We start from the raw sequence: 15,705 nt of genomic DNA, 5'->3' as shown, positions 1-15,705 counted from the left end.
TAGACAGATGCGTACCCGACGCATGACAGCGCACAAAGCCTGCGTGAGGAAACGAGAACCCGTTGGATGTTGCGACTCTTTTATGCGCGGCGATCGGACACTTTGCCCTGCGCGAGGTAAGCGCAGGATTGGCTTAAGCGCCCACGAAAGCGTTAAAAAAGCGAACGACAACCGAGGCTGCCACACCGACGTAGACCACCGCCACGAGAGTCCACGCCCACTCGGAGGCGGCCCTGGCCAGGCCAGCTGGTACTTTGATGACTCCACGGGCCATGTTTCTGACGGTCAGCAGGATGAACATGGGTATCATCGCGGCCCAGACAACCATGCAGTACAGGCACAGGATGTAGATTTCGAAGAGGGCCTGGCCCCATAGCCAGGCAACGAAAACCATGCCCAGTGTCACGCCGGCTTGCAGCCCGAGCCAGTACCAGCGGCTGAACCGGGCGCCCGCGAGTATGGCCATCGCGACGGTGATGATGATGGCGAACGCGGCGATGCCGATCAGGGGGTTGGGGAAGCCGAACAGTTCCGATTGCCAGGTTTTCATGACCCGGCCGCAGGAGACCCAGGGATTGATATCGCAGCTGGTCGCGTGCCCGGAGTCCTTGTACAGTTCCAGCCGTTCCAGGACCAGGATCCCTGAGGCAATGAAACCTATCGCCCCGGTGACCAGCAGGAGGAACCCGAACGGCCGCTGTCGGGCGAAAACCGGCAGGGCACCGCCTGCGGCATTGCCTTCCGGGGCCGCTGTCACGGGACGTGGCGTGGCGGTACGATTTGACGTGTTCACGGGGTGCGCCCCTTGGCCGTGTCGGAGATGAGTGCCTTCAGGGTGCTTTTCTGCGCCACGCCCAGGATCCGGGCTGCCACGCGGGTCTGGCGGTCCAGGACGAGGGTGGTGGGAACGGCCTGCGGCGGTACGTACTCGGTGAGGACGAGCAGGATTCCGCCGTCGGTGTCGTCGAAGCTGGGGTAGGTGGTCCCGAAGTTGCGTTCAAAGGCCGCCGCGGTGGCGGCGGAGTCGCGGAGGTTGACGCCGTAGAACAGCACGCCGTCGTCCTGGAATTCCTGGTGCAGGGCTTCGAGGTCGGCTGCTTCGACGCGGCAGGGGGCGCAGGCGGCGTACCAGAAGTTCAGCACCACGACCTGGTCCGCCCACTCAGTGGAGCCCACGGCTGTGCCGTCGTAGAGCCGGCCGGTGAGCTGGACGGGTTTGCCCCGGCCTGCGGGGGCGTATTCGGAGACCGAGCCGTCGCCGGCGATGTAGTTCTTGTTGTCTCCTGCCTTGGCCTGGGCGGCCAGCGAATCCGGTGCGGCGCAGCCGGCGAGGAGCAGGGCAGCGAATGCCGTGCCGAGCAGGACGCCGCGGCGGCCAGGCCGCGGTGTGCCGGGAGGAACGGGGATGCGGGGGTTCATGGTGGTGCCTTCCGGTTAGACGGGGGTGGTGAAGGTGCCGGCGAGGTTTTGCAGCTGGTAGATCCAGAGCATCCAGATTCCGGAGACCATCAGCACGCCCACGAGGATGAGCAGGGAGCCGCCGATGATGTTGAACGGGCGGATGTGGCGGCGGATGAAGCCCAGGCTTTTCGTGACCCAGTCCAGGCCCAGGGCCACGAGGACGAAGGGTATGCCCAGGCCCAGGCAGTAGAGGAAGCCCAGCAGCGCGCCGCGCCAGGCGTCCCCGGTGGTGGTGCTCAGGGCCAGGACGGCGCTGAGGGTCGGGCCCATGCAGGGGGTCCAGCCGAGTCCGAAGACCACGCCGAGCAGCGGGGCGCCGGCGACGCCGGTCCTGGGCTTGAAGGAGAGTTTTTTGGTGGTCTGGAAGAAGGAGAACCTGCCGACCAGGACCAGGCCCATGAGCACGACGAACACGCCAAGGACGCGGATCAGGGTGTCCTGCCATTGCAGCAGCCACCCGCCGATCACGCCGAACGCTGCCCCGTAGAGGGTGAACACGGCGGCGAAGCCGAGGATGAACAGGCCCACGCCGGCCAGGACCCGGCGCCGGCTGTCCGGCCGGGACGGGTCGGCCAGCCCGGACACGTAGCCCAGATACCCGGGGACGAGCGGCAGGATGCAGGGCGAGATGAATGAGACCAGACCGGCGGTCATGGCCAGCGGCATGGCCACCAGCAGCGCACCGGACTGGACCATTTCGGCGAAGTATCCGCCAATACTCATGTCGTTCCTTTACAGCACGGCGGAGGGCCCGTTGCCGGCACACCGTGGGTGTACCGGCAACGGGAAAGGGCCAGGGGCGGCTAGTTGCCGGCCTTGGCCTTCCTCCTCACGACGAACGCGGTCAGGGCGACGATGAGGACCAGGACCACCGCGGCCCCGATAAGGACGCCGGTGGCATCCGAACCGGTGGCTGCCTGTTCGCTGTCCCCTGCGGCTTCCGTCGACAGTGCTGCGGAGTCCGCGGGAGTGGCCGGTGCCGGAGCAGCAGACGGGGAGGCAGCCGGTGTACTTTCCGGTGTTGCCTGGCTCTCCGCCGATCCGGCAACGGTGAAGGTCAGTGTTCCTTCGATGGGGTGCGAGTCCGAGGACACGGCGCGCCACAGCACCGTGTAGTCACCGGCCGGCGCCCCGGAGCGGACTTCCTGGATCATGGCGTCGTCCACGATGCGGGTTTCGCCGTCGGTCCAGTCGTTGCCCTCGGCGTCCTGGATCAGGACGGTGCTGCCGAGGCCGACCACGTCCGCGGAATAGCGCAGGACGATGTCTCCGGGCATCTGTTCGACGGTGTCGCCGTCGGCAGGGTCGCTGCCCAGCAGTTCATCGTGCGCGAAAGCCCCGGATACCGGCTGCAGCAGGACAAGCGCTGCCGCCAGGAGGAAGGCAAGGGCCGCCGCCGCGGCGCGCGGCAGGCGGAAGGGCATCGGGTTGTTCATGGTTTTTCCTTTAAAGAAACGGGTCGCCCGGCCCCGCGTCGTCTCAGGCAGGGCGGGCAGGAATATAGGTGAAGTGCCGTGCTCGTTGAGCAGCGGGATCAGAGCATGAGCCGGCAGCCCGTTCGGGCCACAGGCGCAGCGTGGGAGCCGGACCAATGCCGGCCGGTGGCCCGCGCGGCGAGTCCCTCCGGTACCCCGTGCGGGCTACCGGGACGGAACCACATGTTCCGGGAAGGACACGGACCGCCGGTATCCACTGCGCGGGCGCGGGCAGGCGGAACAAGGCAAGGAGGCAGTCCGCGGCGAAGCGCAGGGCGGTTTCACCGCGGGCGATCATCAGGGCAGCGACCGCCGCGGCAAGCAGATGCGCCAATGCCATGGGCAGGGCCGGGAGCCCTTCACCCAGATGCAGATGGGCCGCCGGAACGGCATCCGCGGCGGCGGCGCACCACGTACCCGGTCCGGGCCCGTGGTGCGCCGGTGGACCGCCGGCGGGCGCGCATCCCTGGTGCGGGGAGAGCAGACCGAATAGTTCATGCAGGAGCAGCTGGCCCGCGGCCAGCACGGGCAGCAGGGCACGTGCAGGCAGCTGGCGGGAAACCAGCAGTCGCACGGGAAGTAACAGCAATGCGCCCAAGGTGGCAGTGATGCCGGCCGCGGGCAGGGTTCCGCCGCCGGCAGTGTGCGCCCCGGCGGCGAGGGCGATGACCACGACCGTCACCACGATGGTGCGAGGCAGGGCACCCGCGCTCCGCAGGTGCCGGTTGGCCGTGGAAGCGGGCATGGCGGTCAAAGCCTCCGCGTTCGGGTGGAACGCAAAGCGGTGGCAGCGGCGGCGCACAGCAGCGGCACGGCCCCGGCCAGCAGCATGGCCACGGCCCCGGAACGGAAGTCTGCGAGCACCCCGGCGGCGTCCGTACGGCCGAGGGACGCGAACCATTCGCCCTGCACCGGCTGGCCGAGGGCCGCGGTGTGGACCGCCCAGAGCACCAGCAACGCGGACAAGCCCAGCAGTGTGAAGACACCGGCCCGGTTCCCACTGCCCGGGCGGGTGCCGAGCACGGCGGCGGCCAGCACCAGGCCGATGGCCAGGGAGGCCGAGATCATCAGTTCGTGCCCGACATGGTCAGCCAGCGACCAGCGGAACAGCGGGGAATAGTAGAAGACGGCCAGGGCTGCAGCGGTGAGCACGCCCGCTGCGGCCGGCCGGGCCAGCAGCCGACCCGGTCCGGAGTCCGGCCAGGCGCTCATCGCTTCCCGCCATCCGAGGGTGGCGTCGGTGCGCCGGGGGAGGGTGGCCGAGGCCAGCAGATAGGGGCGTGCACCGGTCAGCAGCAGCGGGACGGCGAAGATGAGCAGCAGGTGCGCGGCGGTGTGCATGCCGAACAGGACCGGCAGGTACACCGTGGGCGCGCCGGAGGTCACATAGACCAGCAGCGCCAGTCCTGCCAGCCATGCGGCGGTGCGCCGCCACGGCCAGGACTTTCCGGCGGCGCGGAGCCGCCGGACGGCGGTGAGGTAGGCCAAAGTCAGGATCACGGCGACGGCGATCCAGAGCCAGTCCCAGCGCCACTGTGTCAGCCAGGCGCCGACGCTCACTTCGGGAGGGAGGTCGTAGCCGGTGAGGATATTGGCCGGGGTAGCCGGCGGTTCCGGCACACGGGGCACCGGCGGCGGTGTCTTGCCCAGGACCGCGGCGACGGCCATGACCGCGCCCAGGACGAGGGTTTCCACGGTGATCAGCTGCCAGATGAGACGGCGGCCGGTCAGGGAGCCGGTGTTCCCGGCGATCCAGCGGCGGTGTTCGAAGCCGATGTAGCCCAGGGCCAAGGTTGCGCTGGTTTTGAAGATGACCAGGGACCCGTATGTGGATGCCAGTCCGTCCCAGCCGCCGATCCGGTAGGCGGTGTTGATGATGCCGGAGGCAACGACAAGGGCGAACGCGGTACCGGCCATAATGGAGAATCTTGCGAGAGCTGTGCGCATCAGGTCGGTCCCGGCCGTTAGCTTGCCTGCTATCAGCCCGAGGGTGATGACTCCTCCGGTCCAGAGGCTGGCACCGAGCAGATGCAGGGCCAGAGCGTTGACCGCCCCGTTATGGTCGTCGCTGCCGGCCACATGGCCGATCAGCGACAGCGGCACGACCGCTGTCGCGGCCAGCAGGGCGGTGGCGGTGACGGCGCCGGGGGAGCGCACGGCGAAGGCCAGCGTCGCCACGATGGCTGAAATGACCGTGATGGCCAGCCAGGTCCTGCCCAGGGTGTGGTTGGTCATGTAGAAGGCAAGCTGTTCGGTGAACTCCGGGGAACCGGAGACCGGCAGGCCGACGGTGTCGGCGTAGGCGAGGATGAGGATGGACGCGGCGGCCAGGGCCCATACGGTCGCGGCGGCCGAGGCCACGGCCATGGCGTGTTCCCGCGCCGGATGCGGCCGGCCGTTCCCGGTTGCCGGAGGCAGGACGGTGGCGGCGATGGCGAGGGCGCCGAGGGTGACGGCCATGGCCAGGTGGTGCAGTGTCGTGGCCGCGGGCAGGCCCCAGCGCACGATCGCGCCGGGATCGGCCAGGAGCCGGGGCCCGGCGATTCCGGTCACGGCCGCTGCAATTATCAGGGCTGCCGCGGCGGCCGCGATGATCCCGGTGGTCAGCCGGCGTGGGGCCGGCGTACCGGTGTGCCGGGTGGAAAGTGTTTTCACGGGAACCTGCCATTGGATTGCCCCGGGGATGTTTGGCCGCGCTGCAGCCGGGCGAGGTAGTCGTTGTAGGCGTCAAGTTCGGGGGTGCCGTAGATCTCGGCGTCGGCGTCGGCGCGTTTGGACTGCCGGGATTCGTCGCGCTGCCAGCGGACCATGATGAAGAGCAGGATCAGCAGGGACGGCAGCTCGCCGTAGGACCAGGCCAGTCCCCCCGCGACGCCCTGGTCGGACACAGGGTCCACGCCCCAGGCGTCCGGCGGGTTGGCGAAGAAGCCGACGATGGGGGTGGTGGCCATCATAATGATCACGCCGAAAAAGGCGTGCAGCGGCATTTCCGAGAAAATGTCGATGAGCCGGCCGAAATGGGTCTGCCGGATCGGCAACGGATCCGTGGAAATCAACGGAACGGTGAAGAGGATGCCCGAGGCCAGGAACAGCAGTTCCAGGCCGATATGTCCGTACCAGGTCGGCAGCAGAGTGTCGGCCAGTTCGCTCAGATAGACGCCGTAAAAGGCGACCAGGAACAGCGGGATCATGAACCCGGGATGGATCGCGATCCGGGACAACCGGGAGCGCAGCCCTGCGTGGGCCAGCCGGAGCACCAGTTTTCCCGGACCCTTGTGCGGGGTCGCGCGCAGCAGCAGGGTGCCCGGGCGGCCCAGGATCAGCAGCGGCGGGGCCGCCATCATCAGGGTCAGCTGCTGGAACATAAAGACCGAGAACATCCGCAGCCCGTAGCCTTCGATGCCAGCGCCCATGGTCACCGCGATCAGTGCGCAGCCGGCCAGGAACACCAGGGTCCGCCACAGCGGCCAGCGCCGGTTGGCCGCCCAGAGCCGGGCCGCCCCGGCCAGGTAGGCCAGCGCCATGAGCGCCGCCAGGACCGGGATGAGCGGGACCGGCTGCAGGGTAGGCGCCAGCAGGGTTTCCAGGCTCGGCGGCAGGGCCGGCACCCACACGGGGCCGGTAACACCCGGATCATCCAGCCCGGGGAACGGGGTTTGCCGGAACATCACGGGCACGTCAGGAGCCGTTCGCTGCGGCCTCGACCACGGACCGGAATTCTTCGAGGGACTTGGGCTCGAGGAGTTTTCCGTCCAGGTAGAAGGTCGGTGTGCCGGACACGCCCAGGGCCTGCCCGTCGGCCTTGTCCGCTTCGATCCGTTCCGTGGTGGCCGGGTCGGCGACCGCGGCGTCATAGGCGCCCATGTCCAGGCCCAGGTCCTCGGCGTAGGTGCGGAACAGTGCGCTCTGATCGTTGGAGGATTCGCCCCACTGTTTCTGGGTGTCGAACATCTTGCGGTACATCGCCTCGTACTGACCCTGCTGGGCTGCCGCTTCCACGGACAGGGCAGCGTTCATGGAGTTCTTGTGTCCCGGCAAGGGGAAATACCTGTTGATGAAGGTGACCGTGTCACCGTACTCGGCCCGCAGCTCTTCGATGAAGGGGTACGCGGCGAGGCAGGATTCGCATTCGAAGTCCAGGAATTCGACGAACTGCGCCTTCTCATCCGGCGCCTGGGAGAGTACCCGGCTGTTTTCGCGTACGACCTGGCCGCCGTCCGTGGGTTCGGCAGCGGTGAGGGAGTTCTTCGTGAGGGTGAATCCGATGATTCCGCCGATGACGATCAGGCCCAGAAGGATCCAGAGAAAGATTTTCGCTTTCTTCGTTTTGTCCATGCCGGTAGTGCTCGTGCTCACGTGTTTCCTGTTCTATCGTGCTGGCCGTTAATGGCGGATGGTTTCGGTTCCGCGGTGGGAGACCGGTTCGATCTGGAAGGTGGAGTGTTCGATGGACACCGCGAAATCATCGGCGACGCAGGTCTGCAGATCGGCGAGCACGACGGAGACGTGGTCGGCCGTCAGGCAGGAGTCCCGGACCGTGACGTGTGCGCTGAGCACGGGGGTGTCGGAATCGACGCGGGAGGCGTGCAGGTCATGGACGTCGATGACGTGGGGCAGCGCGAGAAGGCGCCGGCGGACCTGGTCAAGGTCAAGGCCCCTGGGTGCGGTTTCCATCAGCACGTCGATGGTGTCCCGGAGCAGGACCAGGGTCCGGGGGATGATCAGGGCACCGATCAGCAGGGAGACGATGGCGTCGGCGCGGGTCCAGCCCGTGGCGGCGATGATGACCGCGGAGACGATGACGGCGACGGAGCCGAGGGCATCGTTGAGGACTTCCAGGAACGCGGCCTTCATGTTCAGGTTGCTGCGCCGGTCCGCGGCCAGGATGATCAGGCCGATGAGGTTGCCGGCCAGGCCGATAATGCCGAACCAGAGCATGGCCTCCGATTCGACTTCGGGAGGGTCAATCAGCCGCCGGATACCCTCGTAGAGGATGAACCCGCCCACGGCCAGCAGCAGGGCGGCCTGGCCGGCGGCAGCGATGATTTCGACCCGCTTGTATCCCCAGGTCCGCTTGTCCGTCGGGGGTTTCAGAGCCAGCGACGCGGCCAGCAGGGCGATCAGCAGTCCCGCGGAATCGGTGAACATGTGCCCGGCGTCGGCCAGCAGGGCCAGGCTTCCGGAAACCAGGGCGCCGATGATCTCGGCGACCATGACCGTCGCGGTGAGGGCGAAGACCACCGCAAGTTTGCCGCGCCGGCCCCGGGCCAGAGCGCCGTGGTCGTGGTCGTGCCCGCTCACGTCCCGGCTCCTGCAGGGCCCAGCAGTGCCGCGGGTGAGCCGTTCCGGGCCGGGTCGGCAGCCTCGCAGCCGGGGTCATCGCAGCTGCAGACGGGCTCGACCGTGAGGATGGTGCTCAACAGGTCCCCCAGTGCGTGGGCCAGCTTCGGATCGGAGAGTTCGTAACTCATCCGGCGGCCGGCCGGTTCGGCAACCACCAGACCGCAGTCGCGCAGGCAGGCCAGGTGGTTGGAGAGGGTCTGCCGGCTGACACCGATCTGTTCGGCCAGATCCGAGGGAAACGCCGGGCCGTTGCGCAGTTCCAGCAGCACGGCCGCACGCGTCGGATCGGCCAGAGCTTTCCCGAAACGCGCCAGCACATCAGTGGTGGAGAGAATCCTCATGGCCCAAACCATACAGAATTTTCTGAATTCAGTCACTTCTGGCAAACCGGCAAGGGCGATCGGTAGTTCTTGGTATTATCGGCATATGACGATCAATGAATCCTGCGGTGATGCCGCTTCCGGCCTGGATCCGGCGGCTGCCCTGTTCCATTCTCTCAGCGATCCGACCCGGCTCGCGATTGTGAAGCGGATGGCCCGGGGCGAAGCGCGTGTGGGCGATCTCACCGGTGAACTCGGCCTGGCCCAGTCCACCGTGTCGGCGCACGTAGCCTGCCTGCGCGACTGCGGGCTGGTGGACGGACGCGCCCAGGGGCGCAGCGTGTACTACTCGCTGACCCGCCCGGAGCTGATGGACATGCTCGCCCACGCCGAGGTCCTCCTGGCAGCCACCGGCAACGCGGTCAGCCTCTGCCCGAACTACGGCACCGCCGCAACCCGTGCCGCCGGTGCACGCGCCGCGAAGGAGAACGCACGATGAGCGACGCCTGCTGCAGCCATGACGAGGAACCGCGGTCCGGGGCAGAGGCAGCGGAGCATGAGCCCGTGAAGTTCTGGCAGGTGACCGAAGTCCGCTTCGCGCTGACGGCTGGCGTGCTGTTGCTGGCCGGCTGGGTCGCCGGCCTGGCCGGTGCCCCCTCGTGGCTGGTGCTGCCGCTGGAAATCGCGGCGCTGCTCGTTGCCGCCTGGACGTTCGTTCCCTCCACGCTGAAGCGCCTGGCGAAAGGCAAGATCGGTGTCGGCACCCTGATGACCCTCGCCGCCGCCGGCGCCGTCGCTCTCGGACAGTTCGAGGAAGCGGCCATGCTGGCCTTCCTTTATTCGATCTCCGAAGGGCTCGAGGAATACTCCCTGACGAAAACCCGCCGCGGCCTGCGCGCCCTGCTGGATCTGGTCCCGGCCGAAGCGACCGTGCTGCGCAACGGCACAGAGACCACGGTCGCCCCGGCCCAGCTTGTGCCCGGGGACCGGATGGTCGTGCGACCCGGCGAACGCCTGGCCACCGACGGCCGGATCATTACCGGCCGCACCTCCCTGGATACCTCCGCTCTGACCGGGGAATCCGTCCCGGTAGAAGCCGGACCGGGCAGCGATGTCTACGCGGGGTCGATCAACGGCACCGGACCGCTCGAAGTCGAGGTCACCAGCACCAGCGAAGAGAATTCGCTGGCCCGGATCGTGCACATCGTCGAGGCCGAACAGTCCCGCAAGGGCCCGGGCCAGCGGCTCGCCGACGCCATCGCCAGCCGGCTCGTGCCGGGCATCCTGATCGTTGCCGCCCTGATCACCGCCTTCGGCTTCCTGGCCGGGGAACCGCTGCTGTGGTTCGAACGCGCCCTCGTCGTCCTCGTCGCCGCCTCCCCGTGTGCCCTGGCCATCTCCGTGCCCGTCACGGTCGTCGCATCCGTGGGCGCCGCCAGCCGCATCGGTGTCCTGATCAAGGGCGGGGGAGCCCTGGAAACCCTCGGGAAAATCCGCACCATCGCCCTGGACAAGACCGGCACCCTCACCCGCAACCAGCCCGCAGTCGTCGATGTTGCTTCCGTCGACGGTGTCAGCCGGGAGCGTGTACTCGCCTTGGCCGCCGGGCTCGAAGCGCGCAGCGAACATCCCCTGGCCCGCGCGATCCTCGCCGCAACCGACGACAGGGCTGTGGTCACCGATGTGGACACGGTCCCCGGTGCCGGCCTGGAAGGCAGCCTCGACGGTAAACGCCTCCGCCTTGGCCGCCCGGGCTGGATCGCTCCCGGGCCGCTGGCCGCCGAGGTCGAGAGGATGCAGCAGGCCGGTGCCACCGCGGTGCTGATCGAAGAGGACGCGCGGGTGATCGGCGCCGTGGCGGTGCGCGATGAACTGCGTCCCGAAGTCCGCGGCGTCATCGCCCGGCTCGCCAAATCCGGGTACACCACGGCCATGCTCACTGGCGACAACACGATCACGGCCAACGCCCTGGCCAAGGCTGCCGGCATCAGCGAAGTCCACGCCGACCTCCGCCCCGAGGACAAGGCCGAGATTATCCGCACGCTCAAGGCCCGGCAGCCGACCGCCATGGTCGGCGACGGCGTCAACGACGCCCCCGCCCTGGCGACTGCCGATACCGGCATCGCCATGGGTGCCATGGGTACCGACGTCGCGATCGAGACCGCGGACATCGCGCTGATGGGAGAGGACCTGAACCACCTGCCCCAGGTGCTCGACCACGCGCGCCGGACCCGGGGCATCATGCTGCAGAACGTGTGCCTGTCCCTGCTGCTGATTGCCGTGCTGATTCCGTTGGCCCTGTTCGGGGTGCTCGGCCTTGCCGCCGTCGTGCTGGTGCACGAACTGGCGGAAATCGTCGTCATCGCCAACGGCGTGCGGGCAGGCCGGATCAGCCGCAAATCCGCCTTCGCTCCGGCGAAGGCTCCCGTGCTGGAGCCGGCGGCATGAGCGCCGAATCCACGGCCCGGACCGCAACACCGATCCGGGCCGGCCGCCGGGTCCGGGCGGTGCTGCTGGTCTGGGCGGCGGTGCTGGCCGCCGCCGACCTGGCCGTCAAGTCAACGGCCGAGGCCCTGCTCTCCGGCGGAGCGACGGCCGATCTGGGGGTGCTCAATTTCCGGCTGCTGTACAACCCCGGGGTCGCGTTCAGCTTCGGCGCGGATCTGCCGGACTGGGTGATCATCGCAGCCACCGGCCTGATCATTGCGGGCCTGGTCTGGTATGCCCTCTCGTCGGCCCCCACCATGACCCGGGTGTCCAGGGCCGGCGCGGGACTGCTGCTCGGCGGAGCGGCCGGTAACTTCATCGACCGGCTCGACGGACGCGGCGTCGTGGACTACCTGCATACGGGCTGGTTTCCCACCTTCAACCTCGCCGATATCTTCGTCACGGCAGGAGTGGCGCTGTTCGTCCTGGGCGCCTTCCTGCAGCCCCGGACCGGGACCGATACCTGAGGAAAGCCAACGGCCGCCGCAGCGTCGGGCAGGTGGCGGCATCCGGCTTATCCGGCGTACCACTTTTTGTAGAGGAGAAAACCCTTTGAAACATCTCATCCTGGGCGTCACCAATCCTTTCCCCGACCAGGAAACCAAACTGCGTCCCGGCCTCGATCCCGACCAGGTCACCCCCGGAGCACTCGGATTCTTCGCGACCTTCTTCATGGTGCTCGCCATCGTGCTGCTGATGCGCTCCATGGCCAAACGCATCCGCCGCGTCCGCTACCGGGAAATGGCCGCAGAACCGACGGGCACAGCGTCAGCGAGCAGCCCCGGGATACCGGACCCGCCCGCCCGCCCGGGCACAGGCGATTCACTCCCGGACCGGGTCCGAGCCTAGGCTGCAATGGTGTACCACCATGTTTCGCGCCGCACGTTCCTGCTCGGAACGGGGGGAGCCGCAACGCTGCTCCTGACCGGATGCGGCAGCACCAGTGACCCCATTTCCACCGCCGGAACACTGGACTTCGCGAATTCACTCAACATTCCGCCGCTGGCTCCCTCCACCGTTGCCACCAACGGGACAAGGGTTTTCAAGCTCACAGCCGAAGCAGGAAGCAGCCGTTTTCTCCCCGGTGGGCGGACCCCTACCTGGGGATATAACGGAGCCTTTCTGGGGCCCACCCTGCGGGCACGGCGCGGTGAGACAGTACGCGTCGCCATTGAGAACGCCCTCGAAGAGGCCACGACCGTGCACTGGCACGGCATGCACCTGCCGGCCATCTACGACGGCGGTCCCCACCAGGTCATTGCGCCGGGGGATGAATTTGCCCCTGAATGGACACTGGACCAACCCGCGGCCACCCTCTGGTACCACCCCCACGTCCATGGGCAGACCGAAGAACAGATGACCCGGGGATTGGCCGGCATGTTCATCGTCGACAGCGACGGAGCGGACCAGGGCCTGCCCGGAGAATACGGGGTCGACGACATCCCCTTGATCGTCCAGGACCGCGCATTCGAGGACGACCGAACCTTCACGACGACCTCGGATGCGCAGACGGGGCTGCTGGGCGACACCATGCTGATCAACGGCACCGTCAACCCGCACTTTTCCGTGACCACTGAGACCGTGCGCCTCCGGCTCCTGAACGCGGCCACGGCCCGCGTGTTCAACTTCGGGTTCAGCGATAACCGGGAGTTCACCGTCATCGGCAGCGACGGCGGCCTGCTGCCGGCCCCCGTTGCCGTGGAACGACTGCTGCTCTCACCCGGGGAACGGGCCGAAATCGTGGTGCGGTTCCAGCCCGGGGAACAACCCGTCCTGCAATCGTTCGCCCAGGAGCTGGGCATGAGCGAAAAATTCAACAATGAAGCCGGCGGCAATGACGTCTTGGACCTGCTGCAGTTCAGGGCAGCCGCGAGACTGGCTGCTGCACCCGGGCTGCCCCTGACCCTGGCCACCCTTGAGCCGCCCGCCCTGGAAGCCTCGGTCGCCACACGCAGCTTCATCCTCAAGGGCATGTACATCAACGGAAAACTGATGGACATGTCCCGGATCGACGCGACCGTCGGCGCAGGGACGACGGAAATCTGGAATGTCAGCAACACGGACAGCCAGCCACACAACTTCCATGTTCACGGCGTGCAGTTCCGGATTCTGGACATCAACGGCGCCGAACCGGGACCGGAGTTCTCCGGCTGGAAGGACACGGTCTTCCTGCCCGTGCGGGCCTCCGCCCGCATCGCACTCATGTTCGGCCCCTACACCGACCCGACAACGGCATACATGTACCACTGCCACTTCATCCGGCACGCTGACCACGGCATGATGGGCCAGTTCACCGTCATCGAATCATGAGTACGCACCGTCCACAGCCGAAAGCCAGACCCAACTTTTGGATACCGTCCTTCCTTGCTATGAGTGTGCCGGAAGCCCTTGGTCCGCCCCATGTGTGAGCAGGAGCTGCGCTGGCACCGGACGCAACAAGGAACGGTTGCCCAGAGGCTACTGCCCGGAGACCGTGAGCACGATCAGGACGCAGTTCAACCCGACGATCAGGACGGCGCTGACGATACCGGCCACCCGAAGCGGGATGGAATCGACATGGATCCCCATGATCTCGCGGTTCCCCGTCAGACGGATCAGCGGGATCAGCGCGAACGGTATGCCGAAACTCAGCAGCACCTGGCTCAGCACCAGTGCCCACGTCGGCTCGATCCCTGCCCCCAGGATGATCAGGGCGGGAATCAGGGTAATGAATCTGCGCAGCAGCAAAGGAATGCGTACGTGCAGCAGGCCGCCCATGATCGTTGCGCCGGCGTAACAGCCAACCGACGTTGACGCCAGGCCCGAAGCCAGCAGTCCGATCCCGAAGATGACGCCGACGACCGGACCCAGCGCGTCGGTAATCGCGGCATGCGCGCCGGCAATAGTATCGGTGCCTTCCGTTCCGCGCAGGCTGGAAGCTGCCAGCAGAAGCATGGCAATATTCACCGCGCCGGCAACCAGCAGGGCGCCGACGACATCCCACCGTGTCGCCCGGATCAGCCGCTGCCGCTGTTTCGGGTCTTCGGCGTAGCCATGCCGGTCCCGGGCCAGGGCCGAGTGGAGGTAAATCGCATGGGGCATCACGGTAGCGCCGAGCATACTGGCCGCCAGCAACACGGTGGCAGTGCCATCGAAGCCGGGTATCAGCCCGCTGAGCGCCTCGCCCGGATCAGGCGGGTTGACGAACAGACCGGTCATGAACCCGCCGGCGATGACCGCCAGCAGGACAATAATGATGTTTTCAAACGAACGCTGCCCACGCATCGACTGGACAGCGAGCAAGACCATGGAAGCAGCCCCCACAATCACCCCGCCGGCCAGCAACGGCAGGCCAAACAACAGGTTCAGCGCCACGGCGCCGCCGATGACTTCGGCCATGTCCGTCGCCCCGGCCACGGCTTCGGCCTGCAGCCAGTAAGCCCGCCGGCGGGCGGTCGGCAGCCGTTTGCCCAGGATTTCGGGAAGGCTCATCCCGGTAGCCAAACCGAGTTTCGCCGACTGGTACTGGACCAGAACCGCCATGGCGTTCGCCATGACCAGCACCCACACCAGCAGGAAGCCATACTGCGCACCGGCGGTGAGGTTGGCCGCGACGTTTCCCGGATCCACGTAGGCGATTGCCGCAACGAAGGCTGGGCCAAGCAGCAGCAGCCTGGCCAGGACGCGCGGCCTGCTGCGCGGTCCGGTCAGGACGGGGGAAACGGGCATCGGAACCTCAACTGCTGGAGGGGAGAAAGCATGGTCTTGAACAAGTTTAGGCGCACCGAAAACTCATTACTAGGGGTGTCTACACATTTCTGGGCGCGTCCCGTCTTCGCCTCCCCGCCGCCGGAAATGGGCACTGGTTCTCAGGCTGCTTCCAGCCGGCCTGTAGAATCCGCTCAGGTAAGCACTAGAAACAACAGGGCTGGACGTTTAGCCACGGCCCTACGGCCGCCGTATAAAGGACAAGCAAGGGGCAGCTGCGTGACGAGCGGGAAAGCATCCAAACAGGCACGGCAGGACAGGGGCTGCCCGGCTGGAAGCGGTCAGGACGGCGCAGGCCCGGCAGTCCCGTAGACGCAGGATCCTGGCAGGTGTGGGCAGCCTCGCCGCCGTGGCGGTCGTCGGAACGCTGGTCACCGTCGCACTCAGCAACGACCCGCCGCCGCCCTCAGCGGAGAACATCGAAGTGGCCGGACTGCAGACGTTCGAGGATCTGAGCGCCGACCATGTCGATACGGCGGTTGCTTACGAGCAGTCGCCGCCTGTCGGCGGCGACCATGCATCCGCCTGGCTCAACTGCGGCACCTACAGCGAACCCGTGCCCGGCGAGAACGCGGTGCATGCGCTCGAACACGGCGCTGTCTGGATGACCTTACGACCCGACCAAGGTCTCGGAGGCGGATATCCAGAGTCTGGATGAAGCGATCCCGGACACGTACTCGGTTCTCTCGCCGTTGGAAGGAACAGAGTCCCCGATCATGATGTCGGCGTGGGGAGCCCAGGTCGGGCTCGATTCCCCGGACGACGAACGGATCGGCCTCTTTGTTTCCAAGTACTGGCAGTCCCCGGATGCGCCTGAACCTGGCGCTGCCTGCACCGGCGGGGTTGACGCGCCGGGCCGGACAGCCTGAGGG

General features: G+C 67.2%; 18 protein-coding genes. 7 read left to right on the top strand and 11 right to left on the bottom strand.

Features of this window, described 5'->3' with window-relative positions; genetic code table 11:
- Window positions 1-133: 133 nt before the first annotated feature.
- From B0G38_RS13025 to B0G38_RS12980, 10 genes are all read right to left on the bottom strand, one after another.
- Window positions 134-757 (bottom strand): vitamin K epoxide reductase family protein, encoded by a 624-nt coding sequence (locus tag B0G38_RS13025; protein WP_413542066.1) that lies wholly within the window; start codon window positions 755-757, stop codon window positions 134-136.
- Between the two features lie 32 nt (window positions 758-789).
- Window positions 790-1,419, bottom strand: a complete 630-nt coding sequence (locus B0G38_RS13020) for a TlpA family protein disulfide reductase (RefSeq protein ID WP_169997951.1) — start codon at window positions 1,417-1,419, stop codon at window positions 790-792.
- Between the two features lie 15 nt (window positions 1,420-1,434).
- Entirely contained in the window at window positions 1,435-2,184 is a 750-nt protein-coding gene (locus B0G38_RS13015) for a cytochrome c biogenesis CcdA family protein (protein WP_169997953.1), read from the bottom strand.
- 80 nt (window positions 2,185-2,264) lie between these two features.
- Entirely contained in the window at window positions 2,265-2,897 is a 633-nt protein-coding gene (locus B0G38_RS23235) for a copper resistance CopC family protein (RefSeq protein ID WP_169997955.1), read from the bottom strand.
- Between the two features lie 43 nt (window positions 2,898-2,940).
- On the bottom strand, window positions 2,941-3,681 hold the full coding sequence (locus tag B0G38_RS13005; RefSeq protein WP_169997957.1) for a hypothetical protein: 741 nt from the start codon (window positions 3,679-3,681) through the stop codon (window positions 2,941-2,943).
- Window positions 3,682-3,686: 5 nt separating this feature from the next.
- On the bottom strand, window positions 3,687-5,591 hold the full coding sequence (locus B0G38_RS13000) for a bifunctional copper resistance protein CopD/cytochrome c oxidase assembly protein (RefSeq protein ID WP_264669841.1): 1,905 nt from the start codon (window positions 5,589-5,591) through the stop codon (window positions 3,687-3,689).
- A complete protein-coding gene (locus B0G38_RS12995) occupies window positions 5,588-6,604 on the bottom strand; it encodes a cytochrome c oxidase assembly protein (RefSeq protein ID WP_240974805.1) in 1,017 nt (338 codons plus the stop codon). The genes B0G38_RS13000 and B0G38_RS12995 overlap by 4 nt, the downstream gene beginning before the upstream one ends.
- A gap of 10 nt (window positions 6,605-6,614) precedes the next feature.
- Entirely contained in the window at window positions 6,615-7,271 is a 657-nt protein-coding gene (locus B0G38_RS12990; RefSeq protein ID WP_169997980.1) for a DsbA family protein, read from the bottom strand.
- A gap of 48 nt (window positions 7,272-7,319) precedes the next feature.
- Window positions 7,320-8,237 (bottom strand): cation diffusion facilitator family transporter, encoded by a 918-nt coding sequence (locus B0G38_RS12985; protein ID WP_169997959.1) that lies wholly within the window; start codon window positions 8,235-8,237, stop codon window positions 7,320-7,322.
- A complete protein-coding gene (locus B0G38_RS12980) occupies window positions 8,234-8,620 on the bottom strand; it encodes an ArsR/SmtB family transcription factor (protein WP_169997961.1) in 387 nt (128 codons plus the stop codon). Before B0G38_RS12980 ends, B0G38_RS12985 begins: the two co-directional genes overlap by 4 nt.
- Before the next feature lie 85 nt (window positions 8,621-8,705).
- Between B0G38_RS12980 and B0G38_RS12975 the strand changes: the two genes are divergently transcribed.
- From B0G38_RS12975 to B0G38_RS12955, 5 genes are all read left to right on the top strand, one after another.
- Window positions 8,706-9,098, top strand: coding sequence for an ArsR/SmtB family transcription factor (locus tag B0G38_RS12975; protein ID WP_169997963.1), 393 nt, complete (start codon window positions 8,706-8,708; stop codon window positions 9,096-9,098).
- Window positions 9,095-11,047, top strand: coding sequence for a heavy metal translocating P-type ATPase (locus tag B0G38_RS12970; RefSeq protein WP_169997965.1), 1,953 nt, complete (start codon window positions 9,095-9,097; stop codon window positions 11,045-11,047). The genes B0G38_RS12975 and B0G38_RS12970 overlap by 4 nt, the downstream gene beginning before the upstream one ends.
- The gene (gene lspA / locus B0G38_RS12965) at window positions 11,044-11,553 is read left to right on the top strand and encodes a signal peptidase II (RefSeq protein ID WP_169997967.1); all 510 of its coding nucleotides are present in this window, start codon (window positions 11,044-11,046) and stop codon (window positions 11,551-11,553) included. The genes B0G38_RS12970 and lspA overlap by 4 nt, the downstream gene beginning before the upstream one ends.
- Before the next feature lie 85 nt (window positions 11,554-11,638).
- Window positions 11,639-11,935, top strand: coding sequence for a hypothetical protein (locus B0G38_RS12960; RefSeq protein WP_205834793.1), 297 nt, complete (start codon window positions 11,639-11,641; stop codon window positions 11,933-11,935).
- Window positions 11,936-11,944: 9 nt separating this feature from the next.
- Window positions 11,945-13,396, top strand: coding sequence for a multicopper oxidase family protein (locus B0G38_RS12955; RefSeq protein WP_264669840.1), 1,452 nt, complete (start codon window positions 11,945-11,947; stop codon window positions 13,394-13,396).
- A gap of 147 nt (window positions 13,397-13,543) precedes the next feature.
- Here the strand turns inward: B0G38_RS12955 and B0G38_RS12950 are convergent, their stop codons facing one another.
- Entirely contained in the window at window positions 13,544-14,794 is a 1,251-nt protein-coding gene (locus tag B0G38_RS12950) for an Nramp family divalent metal transporter (RefSeq protein WP_169998931.1), read from the bottom strand.
- 370 nt (window positions 14,795-15,164) lie between these two features.
- On the opposite strand from B0G38_RS12950, the gene B0G38_RS12945 reads away from it, so the two are divergent.
- The gene (locus B0G38_RS12945) at window positions 15,165-15,491 is read left to right on the top strand and encodes a DUF3105 domain-containing protein (RefSeq protein ID WP_264669839.1); all 327 of its coding nucleotides are present in this window, start codon (window positions 15,165-15,167) and stop codon (window positions 15,489-15,491) included.
- On the top strand, window positions 15,475-15,702 hold the full coding sequence (locus B0G38_RS12940) for a DUF3105 domain-containing protein (RefSeq protein ID WP_319801246.1): 228 nt from the start codon (window positions 15,475-15,477) through the stop codon (window positions 15,700-15,702). Before B0G38_RS12945 ends, B0G38_RS12940 begins: the two co-directional genes overlap by 17 nt.
- Window positions 15,703-15,705: the final 3 nt, after the last annotated feature.

This window comes from Crystallibacter permensis (assembly GCF_025960875.1).
GTDB lineage: Bacteria > Actinomycetota > Actinomycetes > Actinomycetales > Micrococcaceae > Crystallibacter > Crystallibacter permensis.
Note: the sequence above shows the minus strand (reverse complement) of the source record. Positions and strands in the feature narration are given on the sequence as shown.